Source organism: Acidilobus saccharovorans 345-15, assembly GCF_000144915.1.
GTDB classification, from domain to species: domain Archaea; phylum Thermoproteota; class Thermoprotei_A; order Sulfolobales; family Acidilobaceae; genus Acidilobus; species Acidilobus saccharovorans.
In genome coordinates, this window is record NC_014374.1 from 1103951 (window position 1) to 1121817 (window position 17867).

General features: G+C 48.7%; 26 protein-coding genes and 3 tRNA genes. 10 read left to right on the plus strand and 19 right to left on the minus strand.

Annotated elements, in window-relative coordinates:
- Positions 1-104: 104 nt before the first annotated feature.
- From amrS to ASAC_RS05615, 5 genes are all read right to left on the minus strand, one after another.
- Positions 105-1193, minus strand: a complete 1089-nt coding sequence (amrS, locus tag ASAC_RS05595) for an AmmeMemoRadiSam system radical SAM enzyme (protein WP_013267022.1) — start codon at positions 1191-1193, stop codon at positions 105-107.
- Complete coding sequence (locus ASAC_RS05600) at positions 1193-1984, minus strand: hypothetical protein (protein WP_148217181.1); 792 nt, start codon at positions 1982-1984, stop codon at positions 1193-1195. The genes amrS and ASAC_RS05600 overlap by 1 nt, the downstream gene beginning before the upstream one ends.
- A gap of 231 nt (positions 1985-2215) precedes the next feature.
- A complete protein-coding gene (locus ASAC_RS05605; protein WP_238523647.1) occupies positions 2216-2857 on the minus strand; it encodes a translin family protein in 642 nt (213 codons plus the stop codon).
- Positions 2858-2890: 33 nt separating this feature from the next.
- Positions 2891-2983 (minus strand) — tRNA-Ile (locus ASAC_RS05610).
- Between the two features lie 44 nt (positions 2984-3027).
- Positions 3028-3648 (minus strand): hypothetical protein, encoded by a 621-nt coding sequence (locus ASAC_RS05615; protein ID WP_013267025.1) that lies wholly within the window; start codon positions 3646-3648, stop codon positions 3028-3030.
- Between the two features lie 119 nt (positions 3649-3767).
- On the opposite strand from ASAC_RS05615, the gene ASAC_RS05620 reads away from it, so the two are divergent.
- A complete protein-coding gene (locus ASAC_RS05620) occupies positions 3768-3941 on the plus strand; it encodes a 50S ribosomal protein L40e (protein WP_013267026.1) in 174 nt (57 codons plus the stop codon).
- 177 nt (positions 3942-4118) lie between these two features.
- On the opposite strand, the gene ASAC_RS05625 is transcribed toward ASAC_RS05620, so the two are convergent.
- Positions 4119-4406: a 30S ribosomal protein S26e gene (locus ASAC_RS05625; RefSeq protein ID WP_013267027.1), complete on the minus strand. Its 288-nt coding sequence runs from the start codon at positions 4404-4406 to the stop codon at positions 4119-4121.
- A 232-nt stretch (positions 4407-4638) separates the two neighbouring features.
- Here ASAC_RS05625 and rpl18a point away from each other — a divergent pair, with 232 nt between their 5' ends.
- Genes rpl18a through ftsY form a run of 3 tightly spaced genes read left to right on the plus strand, consistent with a single transcriptional unit; the run spans position 4639 to position 6285 of the window.
- Positions 4639-4905: a 50S ribosomal protein L18Ae gene (rpl18a, locus tag ASAC_RS05630; protein WP_013267028.1), complete on the plus strand. Its 267-nt coding sequence runs from the start codon at positions 4639-4641 to the stop codon at positions 4903-4905.
- 3 nt (positions 4906-4908) lie between these two features.
- Entirely contained in the window at positions 4909-5364 is a 456-nt protein-coding gene (gene pfdA, locus ASAC_RS05635; RefSeq protein ID WP_083774072.1) for a prefoldin subunit alpha, read from the plus strand.
- Between the two features lie 6 nt (positions 5365-5370).
- Positions 5371-6285 carry a signal recognition particle-docking protein FtsY gene (ftsY, locus tag ASAC_RS05640; protein ID WP_013267030.1) on the plus strand — a complete coding sequence of 305 codons (915 nt, stop codon included), beginning with the start codon at positions 5371-5373 and terminating at the stop codon, positions 6283-6285.
- Here ftsY and ASAC_RS05645 read toward each other — a convergent pair.
- The 5 genes from ASAC_RS05645 to ASAC_RS07865 all read right to left on the minus strand — a co-directional run bounded on the left by ASAC_RS05645 (position 6282) and on the right by ASAC_RS07865 (position 10257).
- Positions 6282-7121, minus strand: coding sequence for a CBS domain-containing protein (locus tag ASAC_RS05645; RefSeq protein WP_048812847.1), 840 nt, complete (start codon positions 7119-7121; stop codon positions 6282-6284). The genes ftsY and ASAC_RS05645 overlap by 4 nt on opposite strands.
- A gap of 29 nt (positions 7122-7150) precedes the next feature.
- Entirely contained in the window at positions 7151-8131 is a 981-nt protein-coding gene (locus tag ASAC_RS05650; RefSeq protein ID WP_238523595.1) for a CBS domain-containing protein, read from the minus strand.
- 7 nt (positions 8132-8138) lie between these two features.
- Positions 8139-8987: a CBS domain-containing protein gene (locus tag ASAC_RS05655; protein ID WP_013267033.1), complete on the minus strand. Its 849-nt coding sequence runs from the start codon at positions 8985-8987 to the stop codon at positions 8139-8141.
- Between the two features lie 143 nt (positions 8988-9130).
- The gene (locus tag ASAC_RS05660; RefSeq protein ID WP_013267034.1) at positions 9131-9976 is read right to left on the minus strand and encodes a hypothetical protein; all 846 of its coding nucleotides are present in this window, start codon (positions 9974-9976) and stop codon (positions 9131-9133) included.
- Positions 9977-10056: 80 nt separating this feature from the next.
- Positions 10057-10257 (minus strand): hypothetical protein, encoded by a 201-nt coding sequence (locus ASAC_RS07865; RefSeq protein ID WP_158303796.1) that lies wholly within the window; start codon positions 10255-10257, stop codon positions 10057-10059.
- Between the two features lie 216 nt (positions 10258-10473).
- Between ASAC_RS07865 and spt4 the strand changes: the two genes are divergently transcribed.
- Both spt4 and ASAC_RS05675 read left to right on the plus strand, forming a co-directional pair.
- Positions 10474-10704, plus strand: a complete 231-nt coding sequence (spt4, locus tag ASAC_RS05670; RefSeq protein WP_202965443.1) for a transcription elongation factor subunit Spt4 — start codon at positions 10474-10476, stop codon at positions 10702-10704.
- A 79-nt stretch (positions 10705-10783) separates the two neighbouring features.
- Positions 10784-11254 carry a GTP-dependent dephospho-CoA kinase family protein gene (locus tag ASAC_RS05675; RefSeq protein ID WP_013267037.1) on the plus strand — a complete coding sequence of 157 codons (471 nt, stop codon included), beginning with the start codon at positions 10784-10786 and terminating at the stop codon, positions 11252-11254.
- A 53-nt stretch (positions 11255-11307) separates the two neighbouring features.
- Here the strand turns inward: ASAC_RS05675 and ASAC_RS05680 are convergent, their stop codons facing one another.
- Together ASAC_RS05680 and ASAC_RS05685 are read right to left on the minus strand one after the other, a co-directional pair.
- Complete coding sequence (locus ASAC_RS05680; RefSeq protein WP_048813017.1) at positions 11308-11505, minus strand: hypothetical protein; 198 nt, start codon at positions 11503-11505, stop codon at positions 11308-11310.
- Positions 11506-11723: 218 nt separating this feature from the next.
- A tRNA-Pro gene (locus ASAC_RS05685) sits at positions 11724-11829 on the minus strand.
- Between the two features lie 377 nt (positions 11830-12206).
- On the opposite strand from ASAC_RS05685, the gene ASAC_RS07810 reads away from it, so the two are divergent.
- A complete protein-coding gene (locus ASAC_RS07810) occupies positions 12207-12548 on the plus strand; it encodes a hypothetical protein (protein WP_013267039.1) in 342 nt (113 codons plus the stop codon).
- 13 nt (positions 12549-12561) lie between these two features.
- Here the strand turns inward: ASAC_RS07810 and ASAC_RS05690 are convergent, their stop codons facing one another.
- From ASAC_RS05690 to thpR, 3 genes are read right to left on the minus strand one after another with little or no spacing between them, the layout of a single operon-like run.
- Positions 12562-13266 (minus strand): serine/threonine protein kinase, encoded by a 705-nt coding sequence (locus tag ASAC_RS05690; RefSeq protein WP_013267040.1) that lies wholly within the window; start codon positions 13264-13266, stop codon positions 12562-12564.
- 47 nt (positions 13267-13313) lie between these two features.
- The gene (cca, locus tag ASAC_RS05695) at positions 13314-14687 is read right to left on the minus strand and encodes a CCA tRNA nucleotidyltransferase (protein WP_013267041.1); all 1374 of its coding nucleotides are present in this window, start codon (positions 14685-14687) and stop codon (positions 13314-13316) included.
- A complete protein-coding gene (thpR, locus tag ASAC_RS05700) occupies positions 14684-15265 on the minus strand; it encodes an RNA 2',3'-cyclic phosphodiesterase (RefSeq protein ID WP_202965444.1) in 582 nt (193 codons plus the stop codon). The genes cca and thpR overlap by 4 nt, the downstream gene beginning before the upstream one ends.
- A 56-nt stretch (positions 15266-15321) precedes the next feature.
- Here thpR and ASAC_RS05705 point away from each other — a divergent pair, with 56 nt between their 5' ends.
- The 3 genes from ASAC_RS05705 to ASAC_RS05710 are packed head-to-tail and all read left to right on the plus strand — an operon-like array spanning position 15322 to position 16194.
- Positions 15322-15696 carry a DNA-binding protein gene (locus ASAC_RS05705; RefSeq protein WP_013267043.1) on the plus strand — a complete coding sequence of 125 codons (375 nt, stop codon included), beginning with the start codon at positions 15322-15324 and terminating at the stop codon, positions 15694-15696.
- A 10-nt stretch (positions 15697-15706) separates the two neighbouring features.
- Positions 15707-15862 (plus strand): 50S ribosomal protein L39e, encoded by a 156-nt coding sequence (locus tag ASAC_RS07730; protein WP_013267044.1) that lies wholly within the window; start codon positions 15707-15709, stop codon positions 15860-15862.
- A gap of 11 nt (positions 15863-15873) precedes the next feature.
- Entirely contained in the window at positions 15874-16194 is a 321-nt protein-coding gene (locus ASAC_RS05710) for a 50S ribosomal protein L31e (RefSeq protein ID WP_048813018.1), read from the plus strand.
- A gap of 59 nt (positions 16195-16253) precedes the next feature.
- On the opposite strand, the gene ASAC_RS05715 is transcribed toward ASAC_RS05710, so the two are convergent.
- From ASAC_RS05715 to priX, 3 genes are all read right to left on the minus strand, one after another.
- Positions 16254-16934 (minus strand): translation initiation factor IF-6, encoded by a 681-nt coding sequence (locus ASAC_RS05715; protein WP_013267046.1) that lies wholly within the window; start codon positions 16932-16934, stop codon positions 16254-16256.
- Positions 16935-17010: 76 nt separating this feature from the next.
- Positions 17011-17121: transfer RNA gene (locus tag ASAC_RS05720), tRNA-Gln, on the minus strand.
- Between the two features lie 154 nt (positions 17122-17275).
- Positions 17276-17758: a DNA primase noncatalytic subunit PriX gene (priX, locus tag ASAC_RS05725; RefSeq protein WP_013267047.1), complete on the minus strand. Its 483-nt coding sequence runs from the start codon at positions 17756-17758 to the stop codon at positions 17276-17278.
- Positions 17759-17867 lie beyond the last annotated feature (109 nt).

The window sequence follows — 17867 nt, forward strand, 5'->3', positions numbered from 1 at the left end:
TAGGCTCTCACAGGCCTAAGAAAAGAACCCTGTAGAGCTAATATTGTTTTCTGCGGACTTTCGGGTCGGATCAGGAAAACACCAGGGAGATGGCATATTAAGGCTCACATTAGTGGTATAGAGGCTGCTCCAGCTTTATTTCTAAAGGCGCCAACTATATCAATCTTGGCCCCACACCTGGGACATCTGTTGTCCTTGGTAAGACGCCACGCGGTTACATAAAAGCCATACCTTTCTATCACGGGGTAGCCGCAGCTGGGGCAATAAGTATGTTCCAGTGGATGACCGGGTACGTTGCCTATATAGACATACTTGAGGCCCTCCTCTTTGGCTGCCTTGGCCAACCTCTCAAGCGTCTTGACAGGAGTGCTTTCAAGGTCTATCATCTTATACTCAGGGTAAAACTTTAGTAAGTGGAAGGGCACCCGGTCGCCTAGGTTATCGACTATCCATCTCGCAAGCTTCCTTATGTCGTCCTCGTTATCACCGTACTTTGGGACCACAAGGTTCGTGATCTCAATCCATATACCTTTCTCTTTCATGGCCTTAAGGGTCTCAAATATCGGCTCAGGGTCCGGCACTCCCATGAACTTCCTATAGAACTCTTTGTTGCCGCCGCCCTTGAAGTCCACTGTGGCGGCATCCATGTAACTTCCGATCTCATCCACAGCCTCAGGCGTCATGTAGCCATTGGTGACCATAGTGTTGAAGAGGCCAAACTTTTTGGCGCGGACAGCCACGTCATACATGTACTCATACATTATTGTTGGCTCATTATAGGTGTATGAGATACCGTCAGCGCCAACATTGATGGCATCTCTGACAACATCATCAGGGGAGCGGTACTCGCCGTAAAGGCCCTTCTCAAGCCTGCTCTGGCTTATCTCCCAGTTCTGGCAGAACTGGCAGTAGAAGTCGCAGCCAACGGTGGATATGCTTAGCACCTCACTCCCTGGGTTAAAGTGGCTCAGAGGCTTCTTCTCTATGGGATCCAGATTATAAGCCGTGAGGAGCCCGTACACGTAGGTGTAAAGCCTTCCATCTAGGTTCCTCCTAACGCCACAGGCGCCCCACCTCCCTGGCGCTATTAGGCAGCGCCTGTGGCAGAGGTTGCACTTGACCCAGCCCTTCCTGTCTGCAAGGGGCTCCCAGAACTTAGCTTCCCTCAGGTTAGGCTTCTGCTCGTTGTTCATTATATGATCACCGCTCTAGGGTCGTACCACCTAGTTCCTCCACCGCTTAGAGCTAGTAGCTGGGCGGAGGTTTTCTTTGATATTACATAATGAAACGGAAGTTCAAAGCCACATTTCCAGCACCTGGTTCCATCCTTTAGCTCAAGCGACCTGAGCGCGCTGCCCTCCCTATAGGCCACAGGGCTCCCACATCTTGGGCAATAGGTGTTTAGCTGCTCATAGAGATCTACGTGGACATATGTGTAGGGATTAACCCTAAGCAGGCTGTTATAGAGGTATCTAACAGCGCCACCGCCTTCATGCTCGAGCAAATGTACGTGAAGTGGAAAGCCGTAGCTTGCGGTTACCTCCGCCTCCCCGAGCACGTCCTCAACCCTAGGCCTTTCCAGGTACGTGTTTACCTCAACCCATTGACCGAGCTCCTTTGCGAGCCTGAGGGTTCTATCAAGGTCGAGCCCGCTGTAGGTATAACCGCTGTGGCAGTGCTTCAGGTAATCTATTGCAAGAAAGTCCAAGCCTTCCAGAGTTTCCAGTGATGGCGTCTTAATGCCGACCTTAAGTTCACGACTTCTTATATCTTTAGTCAACTCGCCAAGTTCCTTCATGGGCTTAATTACATCGAAGACAAGCCCTGATACCTTCCACCTCTCTGCAACCTTTAAGATGTCTTGGCTGTTAAGGCTCTTCAGGGAAGGGCCTTCTGCAGAGAGCCTGTAGACTTCACCGAGATCGCTAAAATTGTCGCAGTTTTCCGCGGAATATGAAGTCTTGGAGAAAACTACCACCCTCATAACGGACCCGCCGCTTAATATATGGAAAAGGGGTATTGCCTCAGCAGCCGCATATCCTAGGCTAGCCACTTCTAGTCTAGTCATGTGCCTTCATGAAAAACTTAGGCTAAGGGGACTTAAATCGGCTCTTAAAAGAGGGTCATAAGGAAACTGAACCTTCTCCCCGCCCCTTCCGGGGGCGGGACTTGTCGTTCTTTTTGTCATCAGAAGAAGGAGTCTTGGTTTTGTAAGTTAGACCCTTCTAGCCTCAGCTAATGCTCTTTTAAGTTCTTCTCTAGACTGGATGTCAACCAGAATCGCTTTAGTGTCGTCTATAAGGCTTCTTGCAACGTCGACCTTATGTCTAACTCCGGGAAGCACGGAATCAGGATAGTCGAGAGATCTCATCGAAGTATATATGGCCTCCATGATTTCTAAGAGCTTCCATGCAAGATCAATGTCGCCTTGTCTTAACTTTTCAAGCGCGAGCCTTCTAAGTTCTCCAACCACATCACCTAGCCCCTGCAGATAAGGCACTGGATGTACTTTGAGTTCCTCAAAGCTGGGAACTTTACCTTCGACTACTATAGAGTAAAAGAGTTTGGCCTCCACGTACTCACTTACTGCATTATATACTAGTCCAGAGTACGCAAGCTCAGGATGGGCGGAGGAAAGGTCAAGCATTCTTCTGGTGAGATCCTCGCACTTGTCCAGATTTTCCTTAGCTTTGGCTATATCACCCTGATGTAGGTAGGTAATGCTCCAGCCGCTGTACCTTATGACATCTCTTGACGTTTTGACTATCTCTTCTCTGTCCGAGTCTAACGATTTAAGGAACCTGTCGGCGCTTTCAACAACCGAAGGTATCATATCCTTCACATCCATTGCGAGCACCCCCAAGCAGGAGGCCTCAGGCCTTTTATGTGATGGGCCCGGGGGGATTTGAACCCCCGACCGCCCGGTCTCTGACATACCTGGCTGATATCAGCCGGGCGCTCCACCGAGCTGAGCTACGGGCCCTTCGGAGACCAGGTGGCTATTGAGTTTTAAAAAGATTAGTAGCGTCACTGGGGCGGCAAGGAAAGCTTCAGCAGGTTTGCATGCTCATCTGTTATGTCCATTTCCATGTACTTGGCTAGCGACACGCCGCCATCAGGGGCTACATTAACTGTGTGGAAGAAGAACTTCTTTGAGTTCGCGTCTGCAGTGAATAGCCTGATCTCCTTCAGCGACCTCAGGTACTCCCTCAGGTCTGGGTCAGACGTTATGGTCGAGAACTGCTTGGTAGCCAGCCATGCCCTGACGTGTATTAGGAGCGACCCTCTATAATTGGCTGACCTGAGCGACTTTAGCGTCTGCAGGACCATCTTAGCAACGTCGCTCATCCTCTGCTCCCCGCCAAAGGCTATGTAGACGGCCTCCGCGCCCCATGCAACTATCCTCTTGGCAACGTCATCCATGTTGTCTGTATAGTCAAAGAAGGCGACCTTGCCGGGGCCGTAGCCATAGGTGTCTAGGTACGCAGTTGCGGCCGCCGCAGCTATGGACTCGCATATTCTGTCAGGGTAAGGTATAACTGCAATTCTGTTGAAGCCCTTGAAGAGCCCTATGCCCACTAACCTGCCCGTGAGGGCCCTTAAATACGCCTCCTCACCTATGGAAAGTTTGCCCGAACTTGCGTACATATGTATTGCGCCACTAATTAGAATGCATTTTCTGCTATAAAAATTTTTAGGTTAATTAAGGCTCTATAACGCTTAAAAACCTATTGGATGAAAGGTAAGATCTGCAGGAGGTACTGAGCATGCCAGTAACTGACCCAGAGCTGGTTAAGATCGTCCAGGATAGGGTGTTCAATGTACTTATATGCAGGAAGTGCGGTGCTCATAACCCTCCGGGCGCCACTAAGTGCAGGAGGTGCCATAGTAAGGATCTGAGGCCTAAGAGGAAGGAGCTGGCTAAGGTAAAGGCCGCCTAACGCCCTTATTAGAGGTAAAGATAAAATAGTTAGTCGCCTCGGCTTTATGATTGTTATTCTATAGCGTCGGCTCCTGCTACATTACGTTAAAATTACTTGAGTGAAGAAAGGGGCTTTAGCAAGTACTGAAAGATATCCTTGCGCAGCCCTCTTTAGGTAGTTTATTTTAGGCCAGGTTTAGATTAAGTTCAGTCTTGGCTTTCTTTCGTCTTCAGGCCTTATCTTAACTAGGCCATAGTGTATGGCACAACTTATGCAGTAGCACTTGGTGACCGGGTACCTAGGTATTATAGCTCCCTTCTTTTCAAGTTCTGCGGCAAGCTGTGGGTCGACGGGAGAGTAATTCCTTGTGACGCAGATAGCCTTATCCTCAGGAACAAGCCTTCCGCAGTTGTCGCACTGAATCATCTTAGATTTGCCCTTATCGCCTTTTCTTCTTCCTCTGCTCTCCCTTTTCTTTGGCATAAGTTAAGCACCTCATATCTGCTGCGACCCTGCGTTATTAAGTTATTTTGAAGCGGAGCAAGACCTTCTCGAAGAAGTTGTGCGCCTCTTAGCACTGCTGTTTGTGAGTTCACTGGCTCAACCCGACAGTGCCGATAAGAGACCATGCTATCACATCCCATTGCCAATGCATTTGAGGCGGCAGTACGCTTTTATTTCAGGTAAGTTCTAACTGGCTGAGAGGGGCTTACTCATGAGCAGCGACACGAGGCCGAAGGTATACCTGGTAGAGGGCCAGATGATGCTATCTCATGATAAGTTCCCGGAATGGCATAAATTTAAGGTATTTGTAAGATCAGTCAAGGAAAGGGATGCTCTCGAAAGAGTCTACTCAGAGCTAGGGAGCAGGCATAAGCTGAAGAGGTATCATATAAGGATTCTCAGTGTGAAGGAAATTCCCTTAGAACAGGTGACAGATGCACATATACTCTCCCTAGCAGAGGCTACCAGGGTGAAGTAAAGTTTGGCTGAGCAGCAAAAGCGCGTCGTGACACTTGACGACCTAGTGGCTCAGCTAGACGCAATAAGGGCCGAAGTTTCAAACTTAAGGGACCTCCTCACTCAGCTGGTAGCTCAGAGGGACTCAGTCACCAGGACCAAGGAAGGCCTTGACGCGATAGCCAGGTCCCCTGAGGGCTCCCCAGTGCTCTTCCCGTTGAGCAGCGGCTACGAGGCCCTGGTAGAGGCAACGCCAAGCGACAGAAATAAGGTGATAATTCATCTTGGGGCGGACATATACGCAAAGCTTGATGTAACCGAGGGCCTTAAGGTTCTGAGCGAGCGGGAGGGCGAGCTTAACAAGTTAATAAATGAGGTGAGCCAGAGGCTCGCCCAGCTGGAGTCCCTGGAGGCCCAATATGAAAGCGTGATCCAGCAGGCCGTGGCCTCAGCCCAGCAGGGCAGGACCAGGCAGGGTTGAGCCGTTGTGTTCGATAAGCTGAGAAGCGCGTTGAAGGGCTTCGCGGCATCTATAAAGGAGGCTGTTGAGAAGAAAGAACTGAGCGAGAAAGACCTGGAAACCCCCTTGGAGGAGCTTATGATTAACCTCGTCGAAGCGGACGTAGCCTATGATGTTGCAGAATCCATAGTCATGGAGCTTAGGACTAAGCTTATTGGAAGTAAGGTACCAAGAGGCATCAATGTAGAGGATTACGTCTTAAATTCTCTTAAGAGCTACATAGCTACGTTATTCAGCAACGGCATCGACCTAGTGTCCGAGGCTAAGAGGAAGTGCAGCTCAGGGCTGCCCTACGTGATAACGTTCTTCGGAGTAAATGGAGTTGGAAAAACGACAACTATTGCAAAGGTAGCCTACATGCTAAAAAGCTCGGGGCTGACTCCAGTTATAGCTGCCGCTGATACCTTCAGGGCAGGGGCCCAGGAACAGCTGAGAACGCATGCTGAGAGGCTAGGGGTTGCATTTATAGGTGGCAGCTACGGCGCTGATCCTGCAAGCGTGGCCTACAACGCCATAAATTATGCTAAGAATAGAAGGGTGTGCGCTGTTCTAATCGACACGGCCGGCAGGATGCACGTAGATGCCGATCTAATGTCCGAACTTAAGAAGATAGTCAGGGTAGCTAATCCTGACCTGAGAGTACTGGTGGTCGATTCCCTTACAGGTAACGACGCTGTTGAACAGGCAAAGAGCTTTAACGAGAACGTGGGCATCGACGCTATAATACTCACCAAGTTGGACGCGGACCTAAAGGGGGGCGTAGCCATATCTGTTGCAGCAACCACCAAGAAACCCGTGATTTACGTAGGTGTAGGGCAAAACTACAGCGACCTAAGGCCTTTCAGCCCAAATTATATAATTAGTGCGATATTTGGTAATTAAAGAACTCTGGCTGCCAGTTGCACTATGTCTTGCTTGGTAACTATTCCAATTAACTTTCCTGCATCGTCGATCACGGGTACGCAGCCTATTCTTTCAGCTGACATAGACCTTGCAACTGCTGCGGAATCCTCATCGCCCTTGGCCGTTATAAGCTCCTTTGACATTATATCCTCGGCTACTGGCACTAAGTAACTCCTAAGGCTCACTATCTTATCCTTGAGTGGGTCTACGACCTTGTTTTTTATATACCTGTCCTTGCCCCTGGCCATGAAGAGGGCCGACGGCATATAGGCAAAGGCTAGGTCCTTCTTAGAGACCACGCCTATGGGCCTTCCGTCGCTGTCCACAATTACTACTTTGCGCACTGGGCTCGACTCTATCAGCTTTGCTAAGTAATATATGCTATGGGTAGGGCTGGCCTTAGGGAAGTCCGTTCTCATGATGTCCAGGACCTTTAGTTTGCCCTCGTACCTATCTCCATAGGCTCTTACTACATCTGTGCGGGTGATTATACCCGCAAGCTTTCCATCCTTATCAACTACTGGAAGCCCACCTACTTTGTGTCTCATCATGAGCGAGGCCGCAGTTCTAAGGCTCTTGTTTTGATCTATGGTTATTATATTCTTGCTCATAGCCTCGGAGACCTTTATGTCATCGAGGGGTCTATAATAATTCGAGCCGTAGAGCGAGTCTATGATATCGGTCATGGTTATAACTCCAACAGGCTTCTCTGACTCATTTACAACGACAAGCCTCCCTATGTCTTTCTTGAGCATCAGATTTCTGGCATGAGCAAGCGTATCGTTAGGTTTTACGACATAGACTGGACTGCTCATATAAGTGGAGACTCTCGGAGCCACATGCCTCACCTCAAGGCAATTGAGATAAGTACATCCCTCTCTGTAACTATACCCTTAACTTCGTTATTCTGATCTACAACTATGAGGCTGTTGGTGTTACGGGCATTCATCAGTGAAGCCGCCTCTGCAATATCAGCGTCTTCGTTAATAGTGGCGACGTCCTTGCTCATAATTTCTGAAACCCTGGTGGAGAGCACGTCTTCTATGTCATAGCTAGATAGCTTCTCAAAAGCCTCGTGAGATCCAAAGTATGAGATAAAGTCCATAGCGCTTACAACGCCAACCAGGTAGGAGCCGTCCGAGGAGAGCACAGGTATCCTCCTGAATCCATATAAAGACATCAGCTGCGCAGCCCTCTTAAGAGAGTCAGTTTCAAATGCCGCAACTAAGCTGGTTGTCATAACGTCCTTTACTTTGACATTGACATCTTTGTTTACAAGGTATCTTACTAGGTCATGTTCTGTAACTACTCCGTAAGGCGTGCCATCGCTTAAAATTATAGGTACGAGGCCTATACCATTGAGCACCATTATCCTAAGGACCTCTGAGAGCTTTGACGAGGTGGTAGCATAAAGAGGTGTCGGGTTCATAAGGCTTTCAACGCTCTCGGACCTCAATGCGCTAAATACGTCCCTCTTATGACGTTGCTCTACTATAGAGTAAAGCTTCCCTCCTCCCAGGTAATTCACGATGTCAGTTGCCATAATGGTGCCCCTCAGCTTGTTACTTGAATCGACGACCACTAGCCCCCTCACTCTCTTTGAATACATAAGCTCCAGGGCCTCTAGTATTGTGCTAGTGAAGGTTATAGATATGGCGGGCTTTGACGCTATCGAAATGATGTCGCCCTCCTTTTCCTTGACCCTCTGGCTCCAGTTAGGCTCGGAGTCAGCTCTAAGATATTTAGTGCCTTCCCACCTGCGAACTCCCACTGTAGACACTACCTTGGCGCTCCTCGATAGTCTGAGATTGTTCTGTCTGTTCACTTTTATCTCACCTCGTCACCAGCCTGGCTATGTCTTCTCTATCAATGATGCCTACTAGTTTAAGTTCCTTACTGGAATTAACTATGGGGATCCTTCCGTAGCCGTGCCTTGACATTAGGCTCACGACTTCGTAGACTGTGGACCAAGGGAACAGATAAATGGGTCCCCGCGTCATAACGTCCTTAACGCGAGGCCCCCGTGATGCTCCAGCCTCGCTCTCAAGGTGTATTCTGCTGTAACCTTTGCTAATTAGGTCATACTGCGTTATCATACCTACGAGCCTCCCATTGGAATCAACTACTGGGAGACCCGCATACCTAAGCTCCCGCATCTTATTCCATATCTTAGAGATGAATTCATCCTCTTCAGCGGCGACGGGTCCCTTAGTCATGTAATTCTCAATCACAAGATCTTTAAGGTCATCCTTACAATAGTTGGCTGCCAGCGAGATCAGGTCATCAAATGTAAAGAAGCCAAGGAAGCGGCCATCAAGGCCAACTATTGGTGATGCCCACTCATCAGCCTTTATCATAAGGGACACTGCCTCCTTAACAGACTGGTCGGGCCTTAAAGTAACTAGGGGTTGCTCGGCCAGGGAACCAGCCACGGCCTCAGTTTTGGAGGACGCCACAGTGAGTATGGTGCCCCTAGTTATGATGCCAAGCAATCTGCCATCATTGTCGACTACAGCAACGCTCCTAACGGCTTCCTCCCGCACGATCCTTCTTACTTCTGAGAGCTTCGTCTGTGGGTTTACTGAAATCTTGGAGGAACGGCCTAAATCAATAACGTTCAATATCTTAAGTTCGCCTATCTTGCCTAATGAGGAACTTTTTTTCTTTGCGTCTGATAGCACAAGCTGTCCCCAATATTTTGTGGCTTTTAAAGGATTTAAATTGTAATAACTAGAGTTGCACGGCGCGCCAATTAACAATAAGTCATAAAGTGTTAGTTTAGGTTTTGCGCCACTTTCGGGACCTCTAGTCTTGGCCCAATAACTCAGAACTCTGTTACAGTCTCGCTCGGTGAGACTTTCCTGCACTCTTGAGGATTACGGTCGCAAAAATCCATGAGAGAAACAACTTTTACTTCGATGCCAAGTTTGTTCTTTAAGAACTCTTTAAGTTTGTTCTCAGACCCCATCACTACAACGACCCCGGCCAGAGAGGCTTGCCTAACTCTGACGACATCTATGAGCGATGAGAGCTGGAAGAGCTTATTTCCATCTACGAGAACTATGACTACCCTGCCTTTGCGTGGGACGCATTCCTTAGGGAAGATCAGCGAGTCGTAGTAATCCTGCGCAACTTTATAGTTTTTGACTATTATATGGCGTGAGTAGGGGGTGCTTGAAGGGGCGCATAACCTGCAGTGAAACGCGTCAGAGAGCATGGCCCCAAAGGCTGTTGAATACCCGTCCTTGCCGGTCACTATAGCGCTTACCTTTTCACCCTTGAACAGTTCCATGGCCTTAAGCTCAGCCAGCGTCATTATACCAGGGTTGCTGAGTATCTGCCACGGTTCATCGCTGTCTTGTAGGGACTTCTTTATGGCTTCATCTATGAGCCCCTCCCTCTCTATCTTTTGGAGTAGCTTCTCCGCCGTCACCCTCTCTGGGACGCTCCTGAGAGAGACATAACGCCAAAGTATTTGCGCTGAGACCCCGAGTCTGCTTTCGAGTTCCTTAAAGGAATAGAAGTGCTTAAGGGCGCTTAGCACCTTGAACAGGAGGAACTTGAGGTTACTGTCGCCATTTACCATCTGTGTATACTCCTGCTGCGGGGTGCTGGCGTCATGCAAGGGTCCTGCAGTATCCTTAGAGCCGCTTTCCCTGCCGCCCTCCATAGGCTCTCTAACTCTCGTTAAGCTTTACGCCTGTTATGTTTAAAAGGCTGGCGCTTCTGAAAAACTTGAGATATATAATCTTAGAACTCCTCTTCCTCTTCTCCCTCTTCCTCTCCCTCCTCGCTCTCTTCGCCGCCCTCTTCCTCTCCCCAGTCCTCCTCTTCCTCTCCCTCCTCGTCGCCTACGTATTCTTCGTCCCACCCTTCCTCCTCTTCGCTTTCCTCAGGCTCTTCAGTCTCTTCCTCTCCCTCCTCGTCTTCGAATTCTATATCCTTGGGCACGTGCATTCACCTCGGCACTTTTTGATTGCTCTTTGTGTGAAATTATATAAGTGTCTACTTGTGAGATACTACGGTATGGGTAACTCTAAACATAAAATAATAGCAATACATGATAATGTGTAGTGAGCGGACTTGTCAGGAGAATTTATAAGGTGTTTTTGAAGGTAACTAGCCTTTTAAGCAGCTACTATAACCTCACTTAACAAGGAGAGCAAAGTGCCTGTTAGGGCGCCAACAAAGAGAATGCCTTACAAGGCATGCAAAAACTGCGGCGCGCTGGTCCCTAGGGACTCAGACGTATGCCCTGTGTGTGGTGGGACAGCCTTCGTTGATGACTGGGACGGAGTAGTAGTGGTATTAGATAATTCAGAGCTTGCCGCGAGACTAAAGTTCGCAAAGAAGGGCATGTTTGCGCTCAAGGTGTCAGGCTCCTATGTGTTCAAGTAGGAGAACTGCCGGCGCGCTAATAAGTTACGTCATACCAACTCCTGCAAGGATCGACTTCTCTAGCCCAAGAGGGGTTCTCGTGAGCGGGCAGCTTAGGCGTATTGTAGAGATGCAAGACTGGGTTAAAGTAATATGCCTTGGTGACGTGGTGTCGGCCTACTGCATGGAAAGCGCCAGGCTTCCCGACGTGATAGTCTTTGATGGCAAGACCCAGCGCGCTGAGAGTAAATTTGTCAAGGAAGACCTGCTCAGGGGCATGGGCTTCGGCTTAGTTGAAGTAAGCAATCCCCCAGGCGGCCTCAGCGTTGAAGCTATGGAGACCTTATGCGACGCCATAAACAGTTACAACGGCAGAATCGCCATTAAAGTAAACGGTGAGGAGGACATGCTCACTCTCGCAGCGCTTTCCTGCGCGCCTGCCAACAGTCTTATAATTTATGGGATACCAAATAGAGGTGCCGCAGTTGTAGTGACAAATACCATAATATCGCATGAGGTGCAGACCAGATTGCTTAGACTCGTCCCCTCAAGCATTATGGTCCAAGCTTAGGCTAGACGATAACCTTTAGTTGAAGCTCGTGGGGTCTGCACTAAAACCATCGGCTAGCCGGTGTAGTTTCTCAGAAGCCACGAAGGGACGTTTTTAACGAGCTCATAGGCCTCTTCCCAACCGTTTAGTGACAGCTCGCTGGCCAGCTGCTCTAGCGTCATATTAGTCTTGACGTATTTTCTAAGCAGCTTTATCACTTCGTCAGTAAGCTCTATCTCCTTATCATCAATCTTAACTTTGGGCCTCTCCATATAGCCTCCCAGCATCCTTCAGGTTGTTAGGTTTAAAAGTATTGAGCGCTTCAGGCTGAGCCGGCAAAGGTTTTGCAGTGATATACCTCTTATTGAGGCTTAATGTTGAGGTACAGATATTACCGGACGGCTTCATTTAACCTCATAGCTCAATTATTAATTATAAGACAACTTTCATGCCAATTCAATAAGAGCGCTTATAGAGTCTTTGAAGAGAGTGGTGGGGCCGCGGGGATTTGAACCCCGGACCACCAGCGATCTAGGCGGCCTGGCATGGGGGTCCGCTCCCCAGGCTGGCATCCTACCAGGCTAGACGACGGCCCCACCATACCTCACACTGAAGCTCTATGGGTTTAAAACTGTTAACCAGGTCTTTGCCTGAAGTGCAAGCTCTTGGTAGATAACAGGACTTATGAGTATGATAGCGCATTACCTTTAAAATATTTACTGAAATTGGAATAGACATAGCTATATCAATAACATAGGATTTCAACTTCTTAAGATTTCATAAAAGCTGTGTAAAAGTATACCTTGTCATAATATTATTTCAGAGGTGTTTTATGTAATAGCATTTAATGGCTTTCAACTTACTAGTCGCATGCTCTATCACGATCCTTTGGAAAAAGCCGACGCTGAGAGACCTCGATTTCTATTAATGTAACTTCAGGGCAGGTATTACTTAGGAAGCCCGGTGGGGACTTATGGAGAGCCTCAGAGGAGGGGTTGGTAGAATAATTATAAGATGTCATAATTGCGGCACCATCCTTTACAGGTACGCTATAGGAGATAAGAGCGATAGAAACAAATTTAATGGACCGCCACTTCCTAAGAAGGCCCTTAGCGGCTTCGATGGCATGACGTGCCCCGTATGCGGGGCTAGGCTATCGCCAAAGCCTGTAAGCATCAGGTTTCATTCAATGGAAGAATTTGGAAATCTATATATAGAGGATGAATATAAGCTTCTGCTGAGAAGCTCCTTGCCCGGCGGCCTGCTTCCCGCACAGCACCCTGCAGGCAGCACTGTTGATATAGAGGATGAGTGAGTTTTGAAAGGGTTTATTGTAAACTCTTACTATTTTTTATGTTATTTTTCACTGAATTTATGATGAAGTCTTCTACCTCGGTATACTCCCGAAAGCTACAATCAGCCTCATATGCTCTGAGCAGTTCACGTATATGTTTAGAAACGCTGCCGTGGAACCTTATGAGAAAGAAACTTGCTACCTTGTTTACGTTACCACAGCCATGGGAGGTGGATTCAAGATCCACTATTAAGGCATTGTTTAGATTCAACGGATCAGGGTACATTACGTTACTCAAGGGCCTGTTTAGCTCTGCATGAAGTAGGCCGGCCAAATCTAGCGCTCTCGCAGCCCTTAGGGCCCCCCTGACAGCGGCAGCTAAGTTATCTATGTTGTATATGTGTGCAAAGTATAGGTTTATCACCTGCTTTAATGTAGTTGAACCTACGTAATCCATTAGTATCATGTTGTCGGTGTACCCATAAACCATGGGAGTCGCTCCATAGCGGGAGCTCAGAATAAGCTTTCTGGCCTCATCAGACAAACTTGTCCTCTTGCTGTCAGTCCTTTTGATCTTAAGCGCTCTTGGAGCGCCATCCGCTAAAACTTTCACCACTATCCCGGCATGACCTTTACCTAATACCCTAAGTCCCTTTAAGATAAAGTCAAGCCTTGTGGGGCCCTCTAGGCATATCCTGTCAACTCCCAGCGAGGAAGCCTCAGATATGAGCCTGTTCACCTCACAGTCCGCAGTTGCATTAGGATAGCAAAACAGGAGTCTTGCTGCTAAGGAGCAGAGGGGGACACTAACCATGCAGGCATCGATGCCAGTTCCTTGCGAATCCATTCCTTAAGCCCCCAGTCAGTCAGCCTGACGTCCCTTACATCATCAGATACCATAACTTTACAGTCCCTGGTGCCCTCGGGAAGGGGCGCCTGCTTGATAGCGAGATCTAGGAAAAACTCTATGTCTGGGCGGTTAAGCCTTTTTACGCTCATTAACTCCCCCTCGCCTATCCAGATGCCATCATTAATTCTGTTAGCTATGAAGTCCTCTATATAGTCTACGTTAATGAACGGCTTAGGGCCTTCTATAACATCTAAACTGTTTAGCCGTAGCGTGTTAACTAGGAAACCTACTGCAGCTTTAGACTGCTCGTCGGTGAAAAACGAGTGTTTAATTAACTTAAACCCATACTTGGTCAGCAAAGTAGCTATGGACCTTGACGCTCTTGCAAGCCTTCCCCACACATCGCCTGGGGGGTAGTTTGCATAGTCGCCCTCGCAGATCACCATTGCCACTGGAATACCATACTTTATGCTAGCATATTTGGTGAAAATGTGGAAGAACTCCTTCCGGGGCCTCTTAAGGTAAAGCTTGGCTGCGACCACCGCAGTTGAGAGCTTCTCCAGGGTTACTGCGGCGGCGGCATTCCTTGCGGGGTCAACAGGGTCTACGACTATTAATGGCGAGTCAGGGTAGCGCCTAGAAAGCAGGTTCTTATTGCCAACATTCTCAGGGTCCACATAGACAGGAGGTTTCCAGCTAGAGATGGCCTGAAGGGCTCCCTCAAAGCTGCCATAGGTTATTATCAGAAGCTCCGTGAGGTAGCCTGAGAAGCCACCTATGTGCGCCTCAGCTCCGTAGACCCCCACGCCCTTAAAGAAGGACTTGAGCAGCCTCACTTCATCGGCGCCGCCCTTGTCAAGTCTAGATATCACATACCGAGTATGAAATGGGGTTCTGCTGACCCCCATCAGGTTTCCCGTAGGCTTCTCCCTGTAAACCGCTGGCACGACGTCTGCCTCAATTCCCATTAAGGATACGGTAACGTAGGGGTGCTCGCTATACTTTACTATGGTTGGAAGGCCCTTCAGGGAGTCCTCGAGCAGCTCTCTTCCTTTGCTCTTTATCCACTCGTCGCTGGCACCCTTAAGTAGGACAAAAATATCCAGCTCCCAGTGGTCTGCAAGCAGCGTACCCTTTGCGAAACTGCCCTCTGGCTCTATAATAAAGTCAAGGCCTCTCTCACTAAGCTTGGCCTGTAAGTGTGACCTAATCACTTCATAGAAACTAGAGAGGGTCCTTAACTGAAGTGGCGTGGGCCTTAGCCTCTCCAGGACCTCCTCTTCAAGCTGCCGATGAGCATTAGGGCTCATTCAACGTGGGCCTCCGCTATGGTCTCATAGATGGGGCCTCTTGGCGTCAAAATGCTCTTCTTAAGTCTAACGGCGTTAACCACCATCTCGCCAACCTCGTATGAGGAGTGTTCTAGTACGAACTTAGCGACTTCTGGGTTCGAGCGCTCCTTGAGTCTTGCTATAGTTATATGCGGTGTAAACTCCTCGCCACTCTCGTATTTAATGCCAGTATCCTTAAGTAGTTTATCCAGCTGATCCCTTATTGACTTAAGCTCATCGAAGCCCTGGACTATGCCGACCCAGATCACCCTCGCTAAGTTTGGCGAGGGGAAGGCGCCTACTCCGGAGAGCTTCAAAGTAAAAGGCTTAAACCTCAGCTTAGGCAGCACGCCAGACCTTATGTCGCTGACCGCAGAGTCCGGTATTTCCCCGAGGAACCTAAGAGTTATGTGAAAGTTCTCTGGCTCCACGAGCTTCATCCTGACCCTCGTTGACTCCAGCTCCTGCTCCAGCTCCTTAAGCTTGCTGACTAGCTCTGGCCTATCTATGTCAACTGCTATGAAGGCCCTCAACGCCGCTCCCTTGGGCTGTGGCACTTGCCCCCTTAAGATGTTTTATTAGGTCTCTGGGCCAAAGTTTTTTGGGATCGGCAGTGAGCGGGTACGGAGACTACGACGACTCAGACGAGTATGATGATGAGGAGCTTGAGGAGATCAAGAGGAGGAAGCTCGAGGAGCTAAGGAGGCAGGCGGAGGCCCAGAGGAGGCAGCAGGAGGAGGCAGCTAAACGCGAGGCAGAGCTAATGGCGATCTTAAGAGCTATACTTGATCCCGAAGCTTTAAATAGGATAAACAACCTCAAGCTCGTGAAGCCCGAGCTCGCAGATGCCGCCGTTCAGACTATAATATCACTAGTGCAGGCAGGAAGGCTCGTACCTCCGGTAAACGATGATACCGTGAAAAACATTTTAATACAGCTAGATAGCAGGTCTCGTAGGGAATACGAGATAAAGTTCAAGTGGAAGTGAGGGAGGTTCCATGTCAAGGCATAAGCCTCTCGCCAGGAAGTTGCGCTTGGCCAAGGCGTTCAAGAGCAACCAGCCAGTGCCTGCGTGGGTAATAGTAAAAACTTTAAGGAAGTTTACATTAAATCCTAGAAGAAGACACTGGAGGGTATCAAAGCTGAAGGTGTGAGGTGAGTGGTCATGGAGCCTGGAGAGGCCTTCGTATACAGTTTCAATCTAAGCAGAGTCTACTATGGTCGCAGATCAAACAGGGCCAAGAGAGCAGTGGACCTGTTGAGGTCTCTGGTGGCCAGACATGCCAAGGTCTCACCGGAGTCAGTAAAGATACTTGATGATGTTAATAATTACATTTGGAGCCGGGGCATACAAAGGCCACCAAGAAGAGTCAAGGTATTAGTAAGGGTTATCAAAGACGAGGAAGGGAACGTGAAGGCCCTAGTTGAGATTGCCAATAAGAAGCTAAGGCCGGGCAAGATCGAACTCAAGGAGAAGAGCCAGTAAGACCTAGATAAACCTTTTCTAAACTGGGGCTAAATAATCTTGGATATACAGGATTTTGGTTAAAGCCCTGAAAAGACCATCTGTATCCTCGCTATCTCAGGGCCGCTGGTGTTGGCACCTACTATTGCCCCTCTGTTGTTAACAACTAGGCCTGTCTTAATAAAAGACACCCCAAAGTTTATAGTGCCTGTCTTGAATGGCACCTTAAATAAATCCTTCAGGAACTCAAGCTCGTCATCGCCGGTGTCAGGGTGGGAGAGCCCTCCTATGTCAGTCACCGCTATGACTGCGCCAACTGTGCTTATGCCTGATATAGCTCTCTTTGCCACTTCCACGCCAAGTACATCCGAGATAAGCTTAGTCGTACTGTTATCAAGGCCAGGGTACACTAGCGCTCCATGGCTGTTGGCTGCCACTAAGTTACCTATTGCGTTGTTAGACGAAGGAACGACACCTATGTTCATGGAGTTCCCTAAAGCTTCCTTGAGCGTTTGGAGCTCTCCTTCAGTTATAGTGCTCGGCACCAGGAGACCGTTGTTATTGCCAGCCACAAGAACTCCTATTAGCCTGGTTCCCATAATTGTCACTTCATAAACGTCGACGCCAAGTACATCCTCTATTAGCTGTTTATCCTTCTGTTCCATGTCTGGGGGTACGAGGGCTATCTTGTCATTGGCGAATATGTATACTCCTACGTTACTGTTACCAAACACCTGCATCTTGGCTACATTGAAAGTCAAAGCTCTCCCTCTTCATTTTTCTAACAGAAGGTTTCATGGTTAAAAGGTTAATCAAAGCGTCATATGAGCAACTATGTGGTAGCCGGGCGGGGATTCGAACCCCGGTCACGGGGGCTCTCCCGGCCTCCGCAATCTAGCGGCCAGCGCGTCCAGAGCCCCGCATCCTTGGCCGCTAGACGACCCGGCTACCCATACAGAGATCCTTCGTTTTGGGTTTAAAAGGATTGTAGGCCTAGGGTTGTAAGGATGGCCCTTGATATAATTGTGACTGTAGAGCCATGATACCAGTAAGGCTAAAGCAACCTACGACAGTGTAGCCCCTTCATTTGATAGCGCAAAGTCTACGACCTAGTAGCACTTAGGGTGTCAACTTGCCCTTTGCCGCTCTCGCTGATCAGTTTAAGCACTGTATTATAGAGATCTGGGTCCTTTTCCTTTAGCTTTTCGAGGCTCCACGGTTTCCAGCCTCCGGACTTAACTTTACTTACAACATTCCTAATCCAGGAATCGTATACCTTGCTGCAGTTGCCAAAATTTTTGCAGCTTCTCTCAAGGAAACCTCTTATCTCGTTTACAGCATCTGCCTCGTTTAGGCCTTTTACATTGGCTAAATATCTTGAAAGAACGTAAAGTATGAGCCTATGTCTCCCATCTGGAACTCCTGTGCTCAGCACGCTTTCTATCCATGAAAAGTCGCCCCTGCTCTTAACAGCGGTGACGCTGCACATGTTTACATTTGGGCACATGGTCCTGAGAATGCTCTCAGCTATTTGAGGGCATTCCGCCGGCGACTCTTCGCACCTCTGAGCGGCTTCGGCAAACACAGAGATGGCCCTTTCACCGTCGAATCTATGAAGAGTCCCGCCTTAAGTAGTGTAGACCCTAGCGTCAGGGTTCGACCTTCATCGTGACTAACGGTCACCTTTAATGACT